This is a genomic window from Tenacibaculum sp. TB-56 (assembly GCF_059716275.2).
Map to the genome: position 1 here is coordinate 773,860 of NZ_CM201367.1, position 18,732 is coordinate 792,591.

Below are 18,732 nucleotides of genomic sequence, written 5' to 3' on the forward strand. Positions count from 1 at the left end.
GTTTTGCTCTGTAAATTTAGGATTTTTATAGTTTACAAAAAATTGATATCCGTTAAATTCTAAATTTCTTATATTTACTAATGCACAGTAGTTCTAAAAAAAATTAGAACCTACTATATTTAACAGTTAAAACAATTTGCTATGGGTTTTGGAGGATCAGTATCAGCAATGATAACCAGTTTAAAAAACAACAAAAGAAAAAGAGTAAGTGCTTTTGAAAAGCTTGAACGATTTCAAAAAGAAAATAATGATACGCTACACTTTAAAAAATCTGCTAGTAAAAAGCAACTGGAAGAAATCCGTATAAAAACAAAAAGAGAAAATCAGATTGTATGGATAAAAAACCTCGTTTTTCTAGTTGTCATCTTTTCAATATTGTTTTACCTTATAAACCTACTATAATAAAAAAGTGACACCTGCTAGCAAGTGTCACTTTTACTTTTATTTATCTAACTGTATTATTTACCTTGAACGATATTATAGTTAATTCCAATTCCAATCGAAGTCGGCTCAATACCATCTGTAGCTACACTTTGGTAGTATCCGTAAATATTCCATTCGTCATCATGGTATCCTATTTCTGGTCTGTAATAAAAACCTCCTTCATCTCCTTCGGTTAAGAAACCATAACCAATATCGGTTCCTAAGAAAAAGTTTTCTGTAGGGTAAAATCTGAACAGACCTGCTAATGGAATAATTCCCATATCTGAAGCTTCAACTAACCCAAAATCTTTACCAAAATAATGAGTATATCCTGTCGATACTCCAATAGCAAAACTTTCAGTATCTAAGAATTGGTATTTTAAATCTGCTCCTAATGCAAAAGACGAAATATCAGACATATCACCTACTGGTAAACCACCATGAATACCCATCTTTAACCAATTTGTTCCTTCTCCTACCTGAGCTTTTACCATTGTAAAACTTGTTATTGCTACTACTAATAAAACTATTTTTTTCATAATATTGTTTTTAAGTTACACCGCAAAACTACATAGGTAACAACTTCACGATTATCTCTTTTCATTCAAATATTAACTCAAATCATTTTTTATGTTTAATACATATTCATTACAGGTATTTTAATTCAAAGAAGTAAATTTGCAACATGAACAAGAAAGTAATACTTATGATTTTGGACGGTTGGGGAATTACCCAAGATCCAAAAGTTTCAGCTATATACAATGCTAAAACTCCTTTTATAAATTCTTTATACGATAAATTTCCGCATGCACAATTAAGAACTGATGGTGAGTATGTTGGTTTACCTGAAGGGCAAATGGGAAATTCGGAAGTAGGCCACATGAATTTAGGAGCTGGTAGAATTGTGTATCAGAATTTAGCTAAGATTAATAAAGCAGTAAAAGAAGGAACACTTGCCAAAGAAGCCGAATTAGTAAATGCTTTTGAATATGCAAAAGCAAACAACAAAAACATTCACTTTTTAGGATTAGTTTCTAATGGAGGAATTCACTCACATATAGATCATTTAAAAGGGTTGCTAACAGCGGCAGATAATTATGGTTTAAAGAATGTGTATTTACATGCTTTTACTGACGGACGTGATTGCGACCCAAAATCAGGAAAATATTTTATTAACGATATCCAAGAACACATGCAAGAAACCACAGGTGAGCTGGCAACAATCACTGGTCGTTACTATGCGATGGATCGCGATAATCGTTGGGAACGCGTACAGCTTGCTTACGATGCTTTAGTTAACGGAAAAGGCTCACTTTCTTCAGATGCTATAGCAAGTATTCAACAAAGTTATGACGCTAATGTTACCGACGAATTCATCAAACCAATCATAATGGTTGACGAAAACAATAAACCAAAAACAACCATTAAAGAAGACGATGTTGTAATCTTCTTCAATTTTAGAACCGATAGAGGTCGTCAATTAACCGAAGCCTTAAGTCAGAAAGATTTCCCTGAATTCAACATGAAAAAATTACCATTGTATTTTGTTACACTAACAAATTATGATGATACTTTTAAAAACATCCATGTTGTTTACGACGGAAAAAATATTGAAAACACCTTAGGCGAAGTCTTAGAATCAGCAGGAAAGAGTCAAATTAGAATTGCTGAAACAGAAAAATATCCACACGTAACTTTCTTTTTCTCTGGCGGAAGAGAAGAAGAATTTAAAGGTGAAAAACGTTTGCTATGTCCATCACCAAAAGTGGCAACCTACGATTTACAACCAGAAATGAGTGCTTATGATATTCGTGACGCCATTGTTCCTGAATTACAAAAAGGCGATGTGGATTTCGTTTGTTTAAATTTTGCCAATGGTGACATGGTTGGACACACAGGTGTTTTTGATGCGGCTGTAAAAGCTTGCGAGGCTGTTGACGCATGTGTAAAAGATGTGGTAACTACTGCTCTCGATAACGATTATACAACAATTTTAATTGCCGATCACGGAAACTGTGAAACAATGATTAATCCAGACGGAACACCACATACAGCGCACACTACCAATCCTGTCCCTATGATTTTAATTGACAAGGAGTTAAAATCAATAAAAAGTGGTATTTTAGGCGATGTTGCTCCAACTATTTTGAAACTAATGAACGTTGAGCAACCTGAAGAAATGACACAACATTCGCTTATTTAAAATATATTTTATGAACAAAATCGTGTATTTGCTTATTACTGCTTTAGTAGTATCATGTGCATCAGCACCTAAAAATCTTGCAACCAAAAACGAAAATGGAAATTTAGTAGGCATTGCTACAAAACAAGATTTTCAGCAAGAACCATACGGCAGTGAATGGTTTAACGATTTTTATTCCTATTACGAAACTGACAAGAATACGGTTGAACAACTAAAACCGTATTTGAAAGATATAAAAATCAAAGCTTTTATGGGAACTTGGTGTGGTGATAGCCAAAGAGATGTTCCTAACTTTTATAAAATTTTAGACGAAGCTAACTTCAACTATAAAAATCTTGAGTTAGTTACAGTAAACCGTCAGAAAAAAGCAAACGGATTAGAAGAAGGATTCGATATTACTCATGTTCCAACCTTTATTTTTTATAAAGAAGGAAAAGAAATAGGTCGTTTTGTAGAACATGCTTTAGACGACAGCTCTGTTGAAGAAGATTTCTTAAAAATACTTTCTGGTCAAGAATACAAACATCCATATCAAAAATAACCGTAAATTTGCGCCTCAATATTTTTAACATGATTATTCAAAAAACTAGAGAAGAAATAGAATTAATGCGCGAAAGTGCTTTAGTAGTATCAAAAACCTTAGGTATGCTTGCCAAAGAAGTAAAACCTGGAGTTACTACATTATATCTTGATAAACTTGCTGAAGAATTTATTCGTGAGCAAGGTGCTATTCCTGGTTTTTTAGGCTTGTACGATTTCCCAAACACGCTTTGTATGAGTCCTAACTCTCAAGTAGTTCACGGAATTCCAAACAACACGCCATTACAAGAAGGTGATATTATTTCTATTGATTGTGGCGCTATAAAAAATGATTTTTATGGAGATCACGCTTACACATTTGCTGTAGGTGAAGTATCACCAGAAGTACAAAAATTATTAGACGTTACTAAAGAAAGTTTATACGTAGGTATTCGTGAATTTAAAGTAGGAAATCGTGTAGGCGATGTAGGATTTGCGATTCAAAACTTTACCGAAAAACATGGCTATGGAGTTGTTCGCGAATTAGTAGGACACGGATTAGGTCGTAAAATGCACGAAGATCCTGAGATGCCTAACTACGGAAAAAGAGGTCGTGGTAAAAAGTTTGTTGAAGGTATGGTAGTTGCTATTGAACCAATGACAAACTTAGGTACTCAAAAAATTCGTCAACACAGTGACGGATGGACTATTACTACTTTAGACAACAAACCTTCTGCACACTTTGAGCACGATGTTGCCATTATTGACGGAAAACCTGAGTTATTATCAACCTTTAAGTATATATACGATGCATTAGGTATTGAAAGTAACGAAGAGGATGAATTCAGACAACAACCTTTAGTTATATAATTTGTGTCTTTATTCAAAACGATACTAAATACCATCCCAAGACCAATTTTAATTAAAGCTAGTTATTTAGCTAGACCTGTAATTACTTGGTGGTTAAAAGGAGATAAATTTACTGATCCTATTGATGGAAAATCGTTTCGTAAGTTTTTACCTTATGGATATGGTGTACAACGAGAAAACGCACTTTCTCCCTCAACTCTATCGCTAGAAAGACATCGCTTACTATGGCTTTTTTTACAACAAGAAAGCAACTTTTTTTCTTCAGAGAAAAAACTAAAAGTATTACATATTGCTCCTGAACAATGTTTTTTTGATCTTTTTAGAAAACAACAAAATCTAGAATACATTACTTCCGATTTAGAATCACCTATTGCAGATGTAAAAGCAGATATTTGCGATCTTCCTTTTAAAGACAACTCTTTTGATGTAGTGTTTTGTAATCATGTACTAGAACACATCCCTGATGACACTAAGGCAATGCAAGAATTGTATCGAGTAATGAAAGTTGGTGGATTTGGAATTTTTCAAATTCCGCAGGATTTATCTAGAGAAATCACTTTTGAAGACGATTCAATAACCAACCCTAAAGAACGTGCAAAAATCTTCGGTCAGTACGACCATGTTCGTGTGTACGGACGTGATTACTTTAATAAGTTACGCTCTATAGGATTTACAGTTGATGAAATAGACTACACAAAAAAAATCGCTCCAGAAAAACTAGAACGATTTGCTTTAATGAAAGGCGAAATTTTGCCTGTATGTTATAAAAACTAGTTTTCATATTCTGCTAGTTCATCTGTATCGCTATGATACAACAACACTACTTTTAATTCTGGATGTTCTTTGAGAAACTCTTTTGTTTTTTCTAGTCCCATTGCTAAAAAAGCAGTTGCATACGCATCTACATCCGCACAATCTCCTTTTAAACGAACTGACACACTTAACAAATTACTTTCCTCTGCTAATCCTGTTTTTGCATTTACAGTGTGTACTATTTTTTTCCCTTCAGCATTTACCTTATACTTTCTGTAATTACCCGAAGTAGCCATAGATTCATTATCTAAGTCAATTATTTTTTGAACAGAACGTGTTCCGTCAACGTTAGGTTTTTCAATAGCCACTTTCCATAAACTGCCATGTTTTGTTCCTCTAGCTCTAATCTCACCTCCTATTTCCACCAAGTAATCATGAATGTTTTTTGACTCTAAAAACCTTCCAACAACATCTACTCCGTAACCTTTTGCAAAAGCATTTACATTAAACTCTATGTTTTCACTTTCTCTGTAAACCCTTCTATCTTTCAACGAAACTTTATCGAATCCAACATTCTCCATCAAAGCTGCAATTTCTTCCGAAGTTAAATCTTTCTTTTCTTTTCCTGAACCGAATCCGTAAGCATCTATCAATCTACCAATCGTCGGATCAAAATACCCGTCAGTCTCTTTGTATATTTTTTTAGCTTTTTCAAACACTTCAACAAACATGTCATCAACCACTACCGTAGTATCACCTTGATTAATTTTTGAAATATCAGAAGTGGGCATGTAAGTTGAAAGTGACTTATTGACTAAATGAAACAAACTATCAATAGATTTTTGATAATTTTCACTGCTCATGTAGGTTATATGATACGTGGTTCCAAAAACACCACCTTCTAATTTAGTCTCCTCTATTTTTTTTTCTTCTTTACAAGATGTAAACAACAATAATGAAACTATTATAAACGTTACTTTTTTGATCATGGTTAAAAATTTTGCCACAAAATTAGTGCTTTCAATCTTCATAAAAGATTGTTAATTCTCTTTTTTGTGTCTTCATTTTTATAAATTTGCTCAACTATTAATTATTAATAATACATCTAAAACATAGAATCAAAATGAAAAAAGTATTCTTATTCCTTAGTGCCGCTCTTTTATTAGCATCGTGTGCTTCTACAAAAGAATTAGAGGCTGTTAAGGCTAAACATGAACAAACGAAAGAAGAATTATTAGCGGTAAAAGCTAACTTAACGAAGTGCTTGGTTGAAAAAGAAAATTGCGAAGAAAAAGCGTTCTCTTTAGAATCTAGAGTAACTGAATTAAAGAAAGACAAAGAAAACACTTTACAACAAGTAGAAAACTTAACTGTATTAACAAAAGGAGCTAATGACAACATTAAAGAAACCTTATCTCAGTTAAGCAAAAAAGACAAGTACATCAACAAAATTAGGGAGGCTGCTTCTAAAAAGGACTCTTTAAATTTAGTCGTTGCATTCCACTTAAAGAGAGAATTACAAGACGGTATTGATGACGAAGATATTGAAGTAAATGTAGAAAAAACAGTAGTATTTATTTCAATTTCTGATAAATTATTATTTAAAAGTGGTAGCTATACAATTAACGACAAAGCTTCTAAAGTGTTAGAAAAAGTTGCAACCGTAGTTAACGGACAACCTCAAATGGATGTAATGGTAGAAGGACATACTGATAACACTCCTGTTGCTGCTGGTTCTGCATTAAAAGACAACTGGGGATTAAGTGTTTTACGTTCTACTGCTATTGTTCGTGAATTACAAGGAAAGTACAATGTAGCTCCTGAAAGATTAATTGCTGCCGGTAGAAGTAGCTATGTTCCTTTAGTAGAAAACAACAGTCCTGAAAACAAAGCTAAAAACAGACGTACAAAGATTATTATTTTACCAAGATTAAATCAATTCTTTGATTTGTTAGATCAAAAAGTAGAATAGTCTTTAAAAACATATTTATTAAAAACGTGCTTAAAGCACGTTTTTTTTATGCTTTAAAATACAGGATATTAAAAAAGAAAAAAATTAAACTAACACGCTATTTGTCAATCAAATAATTAATTGTACATTTGCAGACCTTTTTAAAGGACAAAAAATTATTAATTATAAACAAAAACTAATCGTGTAATTATGAGCACATTAAGTTACAAAACAGTATCGGCTAACAAGAACACTGTAAACAAAGAGTGGGTTTTAGTTGATGCGGACGGGCAATCATTAGGTCGTCTAGCTTCTAAAGTTGCAAAACTTATTAGAGGTAAGTACAAGCCAAATTATACTCCTCACGTAGATTGTGGAGACAACGTTGTAATCATCAACGCTGAAAAGATCAACTTAACTGGAAACAAGTGGGCTGATAAAACTTATATCCGTCACACAGGCTACCCAGGAGGACAAAGATCATTAACTGCTACAGAAATGTTTCAAAAAGATCCTACAAGACTTATTGAAAAAGCAGTAAAAGGTATGTTACCTAAAAACCGTTTAGGTAGCGCGTTATTCAAAAATTTATATGTTTACGCAGGTACAGAGCACGGTCAAGAAGCTCAAAAACCTAAAGCTATTAACCTTAACGATCTTAAATAATTATGGAAACTGTACACAAAATAGGTAGAAGAAAAACAGCTGTTGCTCGTGTTTATGTTTCTCAAGGAAGTGGAAACATCACTATCAACAAAAGAGAGTTTAAAAACTATTTCACTACACCAACATTACAATACAAGGTTCAACAACCTTTAATGTTAACTGAAAACCTTGACGCTTACGATATTAAAGTAAACGTTTACGGTGGTGGTGTAACCGGTCAAGCTGAAGCTATTCGTTTAGCAATTACTAGAGCTTTAGTAGCTATTAACGAAGAAAGCAAAGCGGTATTAAAACCAGAAGGATTATTAACTCGTGATCCAAGAATGGTTGAGCGTAAGAAATTCGGTCAGAAGAAAGCACGTAAGAAATTCCAGTTCTCTAAACGTTAATCGTTTATTGGAACTGTTATTTATAAATCAATTTTTAACAGTTTAGTATCTAAATATTTCAGACTTAATAACTACTGAAATATTGCGAAAACAGAACGTAAACACATTTATTAAAATGGCAAACATTCAAGAATTATTAGAAAGTGGTGTTCACTTTGGACATTTAACTAGAAAATGGAACCCAAACATGGCTCCATACATCTATACAGAGCGTAATGGTGTACACATTATCGATTTGTATAAAACTTCAGCTAAAATTGACGAGGCTTCTGCTGCGTTACAAAAAATAGCTAACTCAGGGCGTAAAATCTTATTCGTTGCAACTAAGAAGCAAGCTAAAGATATCGTTGCTGAAAAAGCGAAAGCTGTAAACATGCCTTACATCACTGAAAGATGGCCAGGTGGTATGTTAACAAACTTCGTTACTATTCGTAAAGCCGTAAAGAAAATGGCTTCTATTGATAGAATGAAGACTGATGGTTCTTTCGACGCTTTATCAAAAAGAGAAAAATTACAAATCAACCGTCAACGTGAAAAATTAGAAAAGAACTTAGGTTCAATTTCTGATATGACTCGTTTACCAGGAGCTTTATTTGTAATTGACGTAAAGAAAGAACACATTGCTATTGCTGAAGCACAAAAATTAAACATTCCAATCTTTGCAATGGTTGATACAAACTCTGATCCAAGACCGATTGATTTTGTAATTCCTGCAAACGATGACGCTTCAAAATCTATCGATAAAGTATTATCGTATGTAACTGATGCAATCGCAGAAGGCTTAACTGAAAGAAAAGCTGACAAAGAAAAAGCAAAAGCTGATAAAACAGTTGACGCTCCAGCATCTGAAGAAGCATAATAATTTTAATTTAAAGGTTTCATTACATTGAAACCTTTAAATTTTTATACCTTACAACAATTAATTACAATTAAAAAATAACGATAGAAATGTCAGTAAAAATTAGCGCTGCAGACGTAAAAAAATTAAGAGAAACTACCGGAGCTGGTATGATGGATTGTAAAAAAGCATTAGTAGAAGCAGAAGGTGACTTTGATAAAGCTATTGAAATTTTACGTAAAAAAGGACAAAAGATCGCTGCTAAAAGAGCAGATCGTGAGTCTACTGAAGGTGTAGCTATTACAAAAATTAGCGATGACAATACTTATGGAGTTGCTATCGTATTAGCATGTGAAACAGATTTCGTAGCTAAAAATGATTCTTTCAAAGAATTAGCTCAAGAATTTGTAGACATCGCTTTTAACTACAATACAAAAGAGGAGTTTTTAGCTGCTGATTTTGGAGGAATGACTGTTGCTGAGAAATTAATCGAGCAAACAGGAGTTATCGGTGAAAAAATCGATATCACTGCTTTCGAAAAAATCGAAGCACCATACGTAGGAGCTTATACTCACGTTGGTAAAATTGCTGCAATGGTAGGTTTAACTGCTGCTGTAGATAACGCTGCTGAATTAACTAAAGACTTAGCTATGCAAGCTGCTTCAATGGGAGCTGTTTCATTATCTTACAAAGATTTTGATCCTGCTTATGTAGCTTCTGAAACTGAAGCTAGAATCGCTGCAATTATTAAAGATAACGAAGAGTTAGCTCGTTTAGGTAAAACCTTAAAGAACGTACCTCAATTCGTATCTAGATTACAGTTAACTGATGAAGCTATGGCTGAAGCTGAAAAAGAAGCTAAAGAGCAATTAAAAGCTGAAGGTAAACCAGAGCAAATTTGGGACAAAATCTTACCAGGTAAAATGGAAAGATTTATCTCTGATAACACAACTTTAGATCAAGAACAATGTTTATTAGATCAAAAGTTCATCAAAGATGAAAAGAAAACTGTTGCAGAATATGTTTCTTCTTACGGTGACGTTGAAGTTAAAAACTTCGTAAGAGTTACTTTAGGTTAATTCTCAACAATCATATTATAGAAAACCATCCATTATTTGGATGGTTTTTTTGTACCGCTAATTTAGATTCATTTTCAATTCAATTTTAAATACATTAGCGCTTCATCTAAAAAAACAGCTATGACAAGAGAAGAACATTTAAAATTTTGTAAAATTTGTAATAATCAAAAATTTGATAGTCAAAAAGGAATTATTTGTGGACTAAGAAACTCTATTGCGGATTTTGAAAATACTTGTGAATCATTCGACGAAAACACACAGCTAAAAGAAAAACTTTTAGCAAAAAACAGTAAAAATGAATTAGACAGTCAAATTGCGAGTCAAGGTACGCGCTTTGCTAATTATCTTCTGGACAGAATATTCATATTAATAATCAGCTTTTTCATAGCTTTTTTACTTACTCTTGTTCTTGCTCTTATTTCTCCAACTTCTGTAGGGTATTTTGATCAAATCGGAAAATTAGAAGAATATATATGGGCATTTATTATAGGAATGTTTTACTATTCTTTTTTTGAAGCTTTAACAGGTAGATCAATTGCTAAATTTATAACAGGAACAAAAGTTGTAGATGAAAACGGTAACAAACCTACATTTGACGCTATTATATTAAGATCATTATGTAGATACATTCCTTTTAATGCTTTCTCATTTTTAGGTTCTGATGCAGTTGGTTGGCATGATTCTTTATCAAAAACACGTGTTATCAAAATTAAACAAAGAGAGTAGCACAATACTTACCCTCCAACATTTTCCACATAAAACTCTCAAAAAAAATATGTAGCTTTGCACAACTTTCAACAAAACAAATGCAATACAAAAGAATCCTTTTAAAATTAAGTGGTGAAGCACTTATGGGAGAGCGCCAATACGGTATAGACCCAAACAGACTTAAAGAATACGCTCAAGAAATTAAACAAGTTATAGATAAAGGTGTAGAAGTTGCCATTGTAATTGGTGGTGGAAATATTTTTAGAGGAGTTGCTGGCGCTAGCCAAGGTATGGATCGCGTTCAAGGAGATCATATGGGTATGTTAGCAACTTGTATTAACGGTTTAGCCTTACAAAGTGCTTTAGAAGACGAAGGTATTCACACCCGTTTACAAACCGCTATCGAAATTAAAGAAATTGCAGAGCCTTACATTAAGCGTCGTGCAAACAGACATTTAGAAAAAGGACGTGTTGTTATTTTTGGTGGAGGAACTGGAAACCCTTACTTTACTACAGATACAGCTGCAGTTTTAAGAGCGATTGAAATTAATGCTGACGCTATTTTAAAAGGAACCAGAGTAGATGGTATTTACAATGCTGATCCTGAAAAAAATAAAGATGCTGTTAAGTATGAAAACATTACCTTTAAAGACGTTATTGATAAAGGCTTAAAAGTAATGGACATGACAGCTTTCACTTTAAGCGAAGAAAACAAATTACCTATTATTGTTTTCGATATGAACACGAAAGGAAACTTATTAAAGTTAATTTCTGGTGAAAATATTGGAACAATAGTTGATAACGAATAAACTGAAAAATTACCCTCATACTGTTTGAGGTTTTAAATACGAACAAAATGACTGAAGAAATTGATTTTATTTTAGATTCGACCAAAGAGGCAATGAATGCTGCTATTGAGCATTTAGTAAAAGAATTGCGTAGTATTAGAGCTGGTAAAGCATCTCCTGCCATGTTAGCAAACGTACAGGTAGATTATTACGGATCAGCAACTCCGTTAGGACAAGTTGCTAACGTAAACACACCAGACGCTAGAACAATTTCTATTCAACCTTGGGAAAAAAACATGTTACAAGAAATAGAAAAAGCAATTATGCTTGCTAATCTTGGTTTTAACCCAATGAACAATGGAGAAAATATTATCATTAACGTTCCACCATTAACAGAAGAGCGTCGTAAAGATTTAGCGAAACAAGCTAAAGCCGAAGCTGAACATGCTAAAGTAGGAGTTCGTAATGCTCGTAAAGAGGCGAATAACGATATCAAAAAATTAGACGTTTCTGATGATATGAAAAAGAATGCTGAAGCTGATATCCAAAAGTTAACTGATAATTACGTAAAAGAAATTGACGAGAAATTTGTAGTTAAAGAAAAGGAAATTATGACCGTTTAATTTCTTTTTGAAAATAATAGAAAAAAGGGCGTTTTAAAACGCCCTTTTTTCGTTTAATTAGTTCATTTAGCATAAATTTGCTAAAATTTTTTTTGGATGACTTTTTGGACTAAAATCGCAGGATTCATATTGCGAAATCGTTACTTAGTTTTACTTACTATTGCTCTTATAACTGGGTTCTTAGTCACCCAAACAAAACACATGCGCTTCTCTTATACAGAAGCCAATTTACTTCCTACCGATCACGAAGCAAATATTGAGTACAATAAATTTTTAGAAATTTTTGGTGAAGAAGGAAATCTAGTAATCTTAGGAGTAAAAGATTCTACAATTTTTACTCCTGAAAAATTCAATGCTTGGAATAAACTTGTAAAGGATTTAGACAGTTTACCTCAAGTAGATTTCACGGTTTCTGTAGCCGATGTTCAGCAATTAAAGGCAGACAGAAAGCAACGTAAGTTTGTTATTGAACCTTTATTTGATAAAGCACCCACTACCAACGAAGAAGTTACAGAAATTAAAAACCAGCTTTTTGAGAAGCTTCCGTTTTACAATAATTTATTATACAACGACAAAGGTGTTTTGCAAACCGCTATATACCTAAATAAAGATATCGTTAACACACCTGTTCGTAAAGATTTTGTTATGGATCTTTTAATTCCAACAGTTGAATCTTTCGAAAAGAAACATAGTGTAGATGTTCGCATTTCTGGTATGCCCTATATACGAACTTTAAACTCGCAGAATATTACAGATGAAATGGGAATTTTTGTAGTAGGTGCTTTACTTATTACAGCCATTATTTTCTTCTTTTTCTTCCGTTCGTTTAGAGCAACGTTCATCACTTTACTTGTTGTTGGTATTGGTGTTACTTGGGCTTTTGGTTTTATCGGTCTTTTAGGATATGAAATTACGGTTTTATCTGCTTTAATTCCTCCGTTAATTATTGTTATTGGAGTACCCAATGCTGTATTCCTCATCAATAAATACCAACAAGAAGTAAAAAAACACGGTAACCAAGCAAAGTCATTACAACGTGTTATTTCAAAAGTTGGAAATGCTACTTTGATGACTAACATTACTACCGCATCTGGTTTTGCGACCTTTATTTTTGTAAAGAGTCAATTAATGCGTGAATTCGGAATTTTAGCTTCAATAAACATCATCAGTATTTTTATTTTGGCTTTATTAATCATTCCGATTATATACAGTTTCATGCCGCTTCCAGAACAAAAACATTTAAACCATTTAGAGAAAAAATGGATGGAAAATGTAGTAAACTGGATGGAAAATATGGTAAAAAAACAACGAATTGCCATTTACATTACTACAGTTTCTATTATCATCTTCAGTATGATCGGAATCTACATGATACGTATTTCAGGTAGTTTGATTGAAGATATGCCTAAAGGAAAACAATTCTATAAAGACATTAAGTTTTTCGAATCTGAGTTTGGAGGAATCATGCCCTTAGAAATTTTGATTGATACCAAAAGAGAAAAAGGTGTGATGAAACTTTCTACCTTGAAAAAGATGGAAGAGCTAAATGAAGCTATTGAAACTTTCCCTGAACTTTCTAAGCCAATATCGGTAACCAACTTGGTAAAATATTCAAAACAGGCATACTATAACGGTAATCCAAAGTACTATCAATTGCCAACAGGTCAGGAAAAGAGTTACATTTTTGCCTACACAAAAAATTCAGATAGCAACTCTGGAATGCTAAAGAATTTTGTAGACAGTACTGGGCGCTATGCTCGTATCACTACTTTTATGAAAGACATCGGCACTGACAAAATGGATGTTATTCAAGAGCGACTACAAGCTGTTATAAAAAAACAATTCCCTGATGAGAACTTCAATGTTTCACTAACTGGTAAAGCCTTAGTTTTCTTAAAAGGAACAAACTATTTAATTAAAAACTTAGTTGTTTCATTATCGTTAGCGATCATATTAATCTCAATTTTTATGGCGTGGATGTTCCGTTCGCCTCAAATGATATTAATTTCATTAATACCTAACATGCTTCCCCTATTAATTACAGGTGGATTGATGGGCTTCTTAGACATTCCTATAAAACCATCAACAATTTTAGTATTTAGTATTGCTTTTGGTATTTCTGTAGATGATACCATTCACTTCTTAGCTAAATATCGACAGGAGTTATTAAGTAACAATTGGAAGATTAAACCCGCTGTATATTCTGCTTTACGAGAAACAGGTGTGAGTATGTTTTATACTTCAATCGTACTTTTCTTCGGATTCTTAGTGTTTACAGTTTCTAGTTTTGGAGGAACCATAGCATTAGGTGGATTAGTATCGGTGACCTTATTATTAGCGATGGTTTCAAACTTATTATTGTTACCTTCTCTTCTTCTTTCTTTTGAAAAGAAAATAGCGAACAAAAAAGTTTTAAAAGAAACTAAGTTTAAAATTCTGCCTCCGAAAGACGAAGATAAGTAAACATCCAGCATATTCTTACCCTGTCTTCATTGCTCAATTAATAGCAAAAAAGTATCTTTGCTTGATTTTATTTAAGACTTAAACGTCGATGACGTAGGTAATTATAAAACACACAGTGAGATGATTAAATTTCACTGTCGATACATCAACAAATTATCATATTTAAAACAGATGAAAAGAAGTAGCATTAAAGAATTATTACAATCTGACAAGATTTTACAAGAAGTACACGTAAAAGGATGGGTAAGAACTTTTAGAAGCAATCGTTTTATTGCTCTAAATGATGGTTCTACTATTAATAATATTCAGTGTGTTGTAGATTTTGAAAATGCTGACGAAACTTTATTAAAAAGAATAAACACAGGAGCTGCAGTAAGTATTCATGGTACATTAGCTGAAAGTCAAGGAAAAGGGCAATCTGTAGAAATTCAAGTAACTAATTTAGAAATTTTAGGAGATTCTAATCCTGATGAGTATCCTATTCAACCTAAACAACATAGTTTTGAGTTCTTACGTGAAAATGCACATTTACGTGTAAGAACCAATACATTCAGTGCTGTAATGCGCTTACGTTCTGCATTATCGTTTGCTGTTCATCAATACTTTCAAAAAGAAGGTTTTTATTACGTAAACACACCAATCATTACAGGTTCGGATGCTGAAGGTGCTGGTGAAATGTTTAAGGTTACCAATTTTGAAGCAAACAAAGCTCCTTTAAACGAAGAAGGAAAAGTTGATTATACCAAAGATTTCTTCGGAAAAGAAACTAACTTAACGGTTTCTGGACAATTAGAAGCTGAAACCTATGCTATGGCATTAGGTAAAGTATATACATTTGGCCCTACTTTTAGGGCTGAAAACTCAAACACTACACGTCACTTGGCTGAATTCTGGATGATTGAACCAGAGGTTGCTTTTAACGATTTAGATGCAAACATGGATTTGTCTGAAGACTTTATCAAGTATGTATTGCAATACGTTTTAGATAACTGTCAAGACGATTTAGCCTTTTTAGATAGTCGTTTAGCACAAGAGGAGAAAAAGAAGCCTCAAGCTGAACGTAGTGAAATGGGCTTACTAGAAAAATTACGATTTGTAGTTGACAACAACTTTAAACGTGTAAGCTACACAGAAGCTATTGAAATTTTACGTAATTCTAAGCCAAATAAAAAGAAGAAATTCCAATTCCCAGTAAACGAATGGGGAGTAGATTTACAATCTGAACACGAGCGTTATTTAGTAGAAAAACACTTTAAATGTCCGGTAATTTTATTTGATTATCCAGCAAACATTAAAGCATTCTACATGCGTTTAAATGAAGATGGAAAAACAGTTCGCGCAATGGATGTATTATTCCCTGGAATTGGTGAAATGGTAGGAGGATCGCAAAGAGAAGAGCGTTTAGAAGTTTTACAAGAAAAAATGGCTGCCTTAAATATTCCAGAAGAAGAATTATGGTGGTATTTAGATACTCGTAAATTCGGAACTGCTGTTCACTCTGGTTTTGGTTTAGGTTTTGAGCGTTTAGTATTATTTACCACAGGTATGAGTAACATTCGTGATGTTATACCTTTCCCAAGAACACCGCAAAACGCTGAGTTTTAAAAAAATCATAAAACTTATAAATAAGAATCGTCATTCCTCAGCGGATGGCGATTTTTTTGTCCTATTTCATATCTTTGTATATATGCTAAAACAAAGTTTACATCAAAAATTACTTCAAAAATTATCTCCACAACAAATTCAGTTGATGAAGTTAATTCAATTGCCTACGCAAGCTTTTGAAGAACGTTTGAAACAAGAAATTGAAGAAAATCCTGCTTTAGATACAGGTAAAGATGAGCCAGAGAATTTTGAAGATACTTTAGCCAATGATATTGATTATGACGATTCGGGCAATGAAAAGATTGACACCGATGACATTAATATTGATGAATATTTAAGCGACGACGAATATCCTAGTTATAAAACGCAAACGAATAACTATTCTTCAGATGATGAAGAAAAACAAATCCCATATGCAGCTGGCACTAGTTTTCATCAATCATTAAACAATCAATTAAACACCTTTAGAATTGATGACGATGAACGTGCTATTGCCGAATTTTTAGTAGGTAGCATAGACGATAGTGGTTACATTCGTAGAGATATTATTGATTTAGTTGATGATTTGGCTTTTACTCAAAACATTTTTACTACGGAAGAAAAAGTTAAAGATGTTTTAGTCAATGTTGTTCAAAAACTAGACCCTACAGGTGTTGGTGCTTTAGACTTAAAAGAATGTTTAATTATTCAGTTAAAGTCGAAAACTGAAACTGAAAGCAGAGCTTTAGCAATTCGAATTTTAGAAGAATCTTTCGACCATTTCGTTAAAAAACACTATCAAAAATTATTAGAAAAATATAATATTTCTGAAGAACAGCTTAAAGATGTTATTCATGAAATAAGTAGATTAAACCCGAAACCAGGAAGTTCTTACGCAGGTAACAACAAAATTGCTGAGCAAATAGTTCCTGATTTTTCAATCAGAATTATTGATGGAAATTTAGATTTAACCTTGAACTCTCGTAACGCTCCAGAACTACATGTTTCTAGAGAGTATAACAACATGTTAAAAGGGTATCAAGATTCTAAAGAGAAAACCAAGTCACAAAAAGATGCAGTGCTTTTTATCAAGCAAAAGTTAGATGCTGCAAAGTGGTTTATTGATGCTATTAAACAGCGTCAACAAACACTTTTAGTAACGATGAATGCAATTATGCACCGTCAAAAAGAATATTTTTTAACAGGTGATGAGCGCAAGCTAAAACCAATGATTTTAAAAGATATTGCTGATGAAATAAACATGGATGTATCTACAGTTTCTCGTGTAGCTAGCAGCAAGTATGTATCTACGCCTTACGGAACGAAGTTAATTAAGGATTTTTTCTCTGAGTCAATGAAAAACGACCAAGGAGAAGATGTTTCTACCAAAGAGATTAAAAAGATTTTAGAAACGGTTATAAGTGAAGAAGACAAGCGTAAGCCTTTAACAGACGAAAAACTTTCTAAAATTTTAAAAGAGAAAGGATACCCTATTGCAAGAAGAACGGTAGCTAAGTATAGAGAGCAATTAGACATTCCTGTGGCTCGTTTACGTAAAGAAATTTAATGCGTTGGCATAAATTCATATCAACCATTTTACATCCAATTGTAATGCCTACTATAGGCATTCTTTTGTATTTTGTATTTTCACCTATAGCACTCAATAAACAACAACAATTTACGGTTGTTTCTGTAGTGTTTGTTGCTACTTATCTAATTCCGCTGTCATTACTTGTGTTTCTTAAATCCATCGGATATATAAAAACATTTAGAGTACATAGTATAGAAGAACGAAAGTTTCCTGTGTTTTTAATGATGATTTTATTTATGTTTTTAGGAAAACTATTCTCGAATATGAGTATCGTTAAAGACTTAAGTTATTTATTCTACGGAACTGTTTTCGGACTTGGTTTTATTTATATGCTATTTCCGTTTAAAATAAAAGGCAGTCTACATTTATTATCTATGGGGATAGCTATCGGGTACTTTTTACTATTTCAACAATTACAAGCAGTACAAATACTTCCTGTTATAACTACTCTAATGTTACTTTCTGGACTATTAGCAAGCTCTAGATTGCAATTAAAAGCTCACTCGGCAAAAGAAGTATATGTAGGCTTTTTTATTGGCTTATTTAGCCCTTTTTTAGCTTACTATATCTTATAACAGATAGAAACTTAGCCCTACTTTAACTATTCTACTATCAATAGAATCACCATTTAGTGTCGCGTTTTTAAACATAGGGGTCAAACCGTAATACACATGAAAATTGAAAGTACCATAACCTGCAGATAATGTTAAACCTGTTTGCCATTTATTATAGTTTTCTAAATTGGAAAAACTAAAACTTTCATCTATTATCTTGTATCGGAATTCGTTACTCAAATTGTATATTATTTTAACTCCAGCATAAAATCGCCAAAAAGAATAGGTGTTAGCATCAGAAGAACGCCATCGAAATTGAATAGGCATTTCTAGATTGTGAAGTTTAATTTTATTTGAGCTTAAATCAGGGTCTATTTCATAATCTCCATTATCATCTAAAACCTTTAAATCATGATCAAATGAATCGTAACTATAACCTAAACCGACAGCAAAAGCATTTCTTCCGCTTCTATTAAGTGGTATATCTCTCATATATCCTAAAGCCAGACCATATGAAAAACCTGTATCTCCTAACTCTTTTGGTTGATTAGTTAACAAGTTATACGTTATATTAATATACAACTGATCTTCTAAATACTTATCTCCTATTTGCAAAGAGTCTTTTTGAGAAAAAGCAGTCAAAGAAATGAGTATTGCTAAAAATGTAAATACTTTTTGTTTCATCTTAATTCTTTAACGATAAAGATAACTTTTTGGTATAAAAAAAGAG

At 32.8% G+C, this 18,732-nt stretch carries 20 protein-coding genes; 17 read left to right on the forward strand and 3 right to left on the reverse strand.

The window, feature by feature from the left end; genetic code table 11:
• Positions 1–141: 141 nt before the first annotated feature.
• On the forward strand, positions 142–402 hold the full coding sequence (locus AC3VI6_RS03775) for a hypothetical protein (RefSeq protein WP_274633328.1): 261 nt from the start codon (positions 142–144) through the stop codon (positions 400–402).
• Positions 403–458: 56 nt separating this feature from the next.
• Here the strand turns inward: AC3VI6_RS03775 and AC3VI6_RS03780 are convergent, their stop codons facing one another.
• Positions 459–962 (reverse strand): hypothetical protein, encoded by a 504-nt coding sequence (locus AC3VI6_RS03780; protein ID WP_299032218.1) that lies wholly within the window; start codon positions 960–962, stop codon positions 459–461.
• Between the two features lie 146 nt (positions 963–1,108).
• Here AC3VI6_RS03780 and gpmI point away from each other — a divergent pair, with 146 nt between their 5' ends.
• The 4 genes from gpmI to AC3VI6_RS03800 are packed head-to-tail and all read left to right on the forward strand — an operon-like array spanning position 1,109 to position 4,789.
• Positions 1,109–2,626, forward strand: a complete 1,518-nt coding sequence (gene gpmI / locus AC3VI6_RS03785) for a 2,3-bisphosphoglycerate-independent phosphoglycerate mutase (RefSeq protein ID WP_497705215.1) — start codon at positions 1,109–1,111, stop codon at positions 2,624–2,626.
• A 10-nt stretch (positions 2,627–2,636) separates the two neighbouring features.
• Positions 2,637–3,167: a thioredoxin family protein gene (locus AC3VI6_RS03790; protein ID WP_497705216.1), complete on the forward strand. Its 531-nt coding sequence runs from the start codon at positions 2,637–2,639 to the stop codon at positions 3,165–3,167.
• 29 nt (positions 3,168–3,196) lie between these two features.
• Positions 3,197–4,015 carry a type I methionyl aminopeptidase gene (map, locus tag AC3VI6_RS03795; protein ID WP_274633332.1) on the forward strand — a complete coding sequence of 273 codons (819 nt, stop codon included), beginning with the start codon at positions 3,197–3,199 and terminating at the stop codon, positions 4,013–4,015.
• 3 nt (positions 4,016–4,018) lie between these two features.
• The gene (locus tag AC3VI6_RS03800) at positions 4,019–4,789 is read left to right on the forward strand and encodes a class I SAM-dependent methyltransferase (protein WP_497705217.1); all 771 of its coding nucleotides are present in this window, start codon (positions 4,019–4,021) and stop codon (positions 4,787–4,789) included.
• On the opposite strand, the gene AC3VI6_RS03805 is transcribed toward AC3VI6_RS03800, so the two are convergent.
• Positions 4,786–5,757, reverse strand: a complete 972-nt coding sequence (locus tag AC3VI6_RS03805; protein WP_497705218.1) for an FAD:protein FMN transferase — start codon at positions 5,755–5,757, stop codon at positions 4,786–4,788. The two genes, AC3VI6_RS03800 and AC3VI6_RS03805, sit on opposite strands and share 4 nt — an antisense overlap.
• A 134-nt stretch (positions 5,758–5,891) precedes the next feature.
• On the opposite strand from AC3VI6_RS03805, the gene AC3VI6_RS03810 reads away from it, so the two are divergent.
• The 12 genes from AC3VI6_RS03810 (at position 5,892) to AC3VI6_RS03865 (ending at position 18,023) form a co-directional block, all read left to right on the forward strand.
• Positions 5,892–6,740 (forward strand): OmpA/MotB family protein, encoded by an 849-nt coding sequence (locus tag AC3VI6_RS03810; RefSeq protein ID WP_497705219.1) that lies wholly within the window; start codon positions 5,892–5,894, stop codon positions 6,738–6,740.
• A 189-nt stretch (positions 6,741–6,929) separates the two neighbouring features.
• A complete protein-coding gene (gene rplM, locus AC3VI6_RS03815; protein ID WP_497705220.1) occupies positions 6,930–7,385 on the forward strand; it encodes a 50S ribosomal protein L13 in 456 nt (151 codons plus the stop codon).
• A gap of 2 nt (positions 7,386–7,387) precedes the next feature.
• A complete protein-coding gene (rpsI, locus tag AC3VI6_RS03820; protein WP_497705221.1) occupies positions 7,388–7,774 on the forward strand; it encodes a 30S ribosomal protein S9 in 387 nt (128 codons plus the stop codon).
• 115 nt (positions 7,775–7,889) lie between these two features.
• Positions 7,890–8,633 (forward strand): 30S ribosomal protein S2, encoded by a 744-nt coding sequence (gene rpsB, locus AC3VI6_RS03825; RefSeq protein ID WP_299001514.1) that lies wholly within the window; start codon positions 7,890–7,892, stop codon positions 8,631–8,633.
• A gap of 89 nt (positions 8,634–8,722) precedes the next feature.
• Positions 8,723–9,691 carry a translation elongation factor Ts gene (gene tsf / locus AC3VI6_RS03830; protein WP_274633338.1) on the forward strand — a complete coding sequence of 323 codons (969 nt, stop codon included), beginning with the start codon at positions 8,723–8,725 and terminating at the stop codon, positions 9,689–9,691.
• A gap of 120 nt (positions 9,692–9,811) precedes the next feature.
• Positions 9,812–10,417 carry an RDD family protein gene (locus AC3VI6_RS03835; RefSeq protein ID WP_497705222.1) on the forward strand — a complete coding sequence of 202 codons (606 nt, stop codon included), beginning with the start codon at positions 9,812–9,814 and terminating at the stop codon, positions 10,415–10,417.
• 80 nt (positions 10,418–10,497) lie between these two features.
• Positions 10,498–11,208 carry a UMP kinase gene (gene pyrH / locus AC3VI6_RS03840; RefSeq protein ID WP_497705223.1) on the forward strand — a complete coding sequence of 237 codons (711 nt, stop codon included), beginning with the start codon at positions 10,498–10,500 and terminating at the stop codon, positions 11,206–11,208.
• A 47-nt stretch (positions 11,209–11,255) separates the two neighbouring features.
• A complete protein-coding gene (frr, locus tag AC3VI6_RS03845) occupies positions 11,256–11,810 on the forward strand; it encodes a ribosome recycling factor (protein ID WP_299001522.1) in 555 nt (184 codons plus the stop codon).
• A gap of 96 nt (positions 11,811–11,906) precedes the next feature.
• Positions 11,907–14,273: an efflux RND transporter permease subunit gene (locus AC3VI6_RS03850; RefSeq protein WP_497705224.1), complete on the forward strand. Its 2,367-nt coding sequence runs from the start codon at positions 11,907–11,909 to the stop codon at positions 14,271–14,273.
• A gap of 171 nt (positions 14,274–14,444) precedes the next feature.
• Complete coding sequence (asnS, locus tag AC3VI6_RS03855) at positions 14,445–15,878, forward strand: asparagine--tRNA ligase (RefSeq protein ID WP_274633343.1); 1,434 nt, start codon at positions 14,445–14,447, stop codon at positions 15,876–15,878.
• A gap of 82 nt (positions 15,879–15,960) precedes the next feature.
• Positions 15,961–17,424, forward strand: a complete 1,464-nt coding sequence (gene rpoN, locus AC3VI6_RS03860) for an RNA polymerase factor sigma-54 (protein ID WP_497705225.1) — start codon at positions 15,961–15,963, stop codon at positions 17,422–17,424.
• Positions 17,424–18,023 (forward strand): hypothetical protein, encoded by a 600-nt coding sequence (locus AC3VI6_RS03865; protein ID WP_274633345.1) that lies wholly within the window; start codon positions 17,424–17,426, stop codon positions 18,021–18,023. The genes rpoN and AC3VI6_RS03865 overlap by 1 nt, the downstream gene beginning before the upstream one ends.
• Here the strand turns inward: AC3VI6_RS03865 and AC3VI6_RS03870 are convergent.
• Complete coding sequence (locus AC3VI6_RS03870) at positions 18,018–18,686, reverse strand: porin family protein (protein ID WP_497705226.1); 669 nt, start codon at positions 18,684–18,686, stop codon at positions 18,018–18,020. The genes AC3VI6_RS03865 and AC3VI6_RS03870 overlap by 6 nt on opposite strands.
• Positions 18,687–18,732: the final 46 nt, after the last annotated feature.

What these genes read in the sequence shown, in the direction of transcription:
- AC3VI6_RS03775 (WP_274633328.1), top strand. Translation starts at nt 142, where the DNA reads ATGGGTTTTGGAGGATCAGTATCAGCAATGATAACCAGTTTAAAAAAC.
- AC3VI6_RS03780 (WP_299032218.1), bottom strand. Translation starts at nt 962, where the DNA reads ATGAAAAAAATAGTTTTATTAGTAGTAGCAATAACAAGTTTTACAATG.
- gpmI (WP_497705215.1), top strand. Translation starts at nt 1,109, where the DNA reads ATGAACAAGAAAGTAATACTTATGATTTTGGACGGTTGGGGAATTACC.
- AC3VI6_RS03790 (WP_497705216.1), top strand. Translation starts at nt 2,637, where the DNA reads ATGAACAAAATCGTGTATTTGCTTATTACTGCTTTAGTAGTATCATGT.
- map (WP_274633332.1), top strand. Translation starts at nt 3,197, where the DNA reads ATGATTATTCAAAAAACTAGAGAAGAAATAGAATTAATGCGCGAAAGT.
- AC3VI6_RS03805 (WP_497705218.1), bottom strand. Translation starts at nt 5,757, where the DNA reads ATGATCAAAAAAGTAACGTTTATAATAGTTTCATTATTGTTGTTTACA.
- AC3VI6_RS03810 (WP_497705219.1), top strand. Translation starts at nt 5,892, where the DNA reads ATGAAAAAAGTATTCTTATTCCTTAGTGCCGCTCTTTTATTAGCATCG.
- rplM (WP_497705220.1), top strand. Translation starts at nt 6,930, where the DNA reads ATGAGCACATTAAGTTACAAAACAGTATCGGCTAACAAGAACACTGTA.
- rpsI (WP_497705221.1), top strand. Translation starts at nt 7,388, where the DNA reads ATGGAAACTGTACACAAAATAGGTAGAAGAAAAACAGCTGTTGCTCGT.
- rpsB (WP_299001514.1), top strand. Translation starts at nt 7,890, where the DNA reads ATGGCAAACATTCAAGAATTATTAGAAAGTGGTGTTCACTTTGGACAT.
- tsf (WP_274633338.1), top strand. Translation starts at nt 8,723, where the DNA reads ATGTCAGTAAAAATTAGCGCTGCAGACGTAAAAAAATTAAGAGAAACT.
- AC3VI6_RS03835 (WP_497705222.1), top strand. Translation starts at nt 9,812, where the DNA reads ATGACAAGAGAAGAACATTTAAAATTTTGTAAAATTTGTAATAATCAA.
- pyrH (WP_497705223.1), top strand. Translation starts at nt 10,498, where the DNA reads ATGCAATACAAAAGAATCCTTTTAAAATTAAGTGGTGAAGCACTTATG.
- frr (WP_299001522.1), top strand. Translation starts at nt 11,256, where the DNA reads ATGACTGAAGAAATTGATTTTATTTTAGATTCGACCAAAGAGGCAATG.
- AC3VI6_RS03850 (WP_497705224.1), top strand. Translation starts at nt 11,907, where the DNA reads ATGACTTTTTGGACTAAAATCGCAGGATTCATATTGCGAAATCGTTAC.
- asnS (WP_274633343.1), top strand. Translation starts at nt 14,445, where the DNA reads ATGAAAAGAAGTAGCATTAAAGAATTATTACAATCTGACAAGATTTTA.
- rpoN (WP_497705225.1), top strand. Translation starts at nt 15,961, where the DNA reads ATGCTAAAACAAAGTTTACATCAAAAATTACTTCAAAAATTATCTCCA.
- AC3VI6_RS03865 (WP_274633345.1), top strand. Translation starts at nt 17,424, where the DNA reads ATGCGTTGGCATAAATTCATATCAACCATTTTACATCCAATTGTAATG.
- AC3VI6_RS03870 (WP_497705226.1), bottom strand. Translation starts at nt 18,686, where the DNA reads ATGAAACAAAAAGTATTTACATTTTTAGCAATACTCATTTCTTTGACT.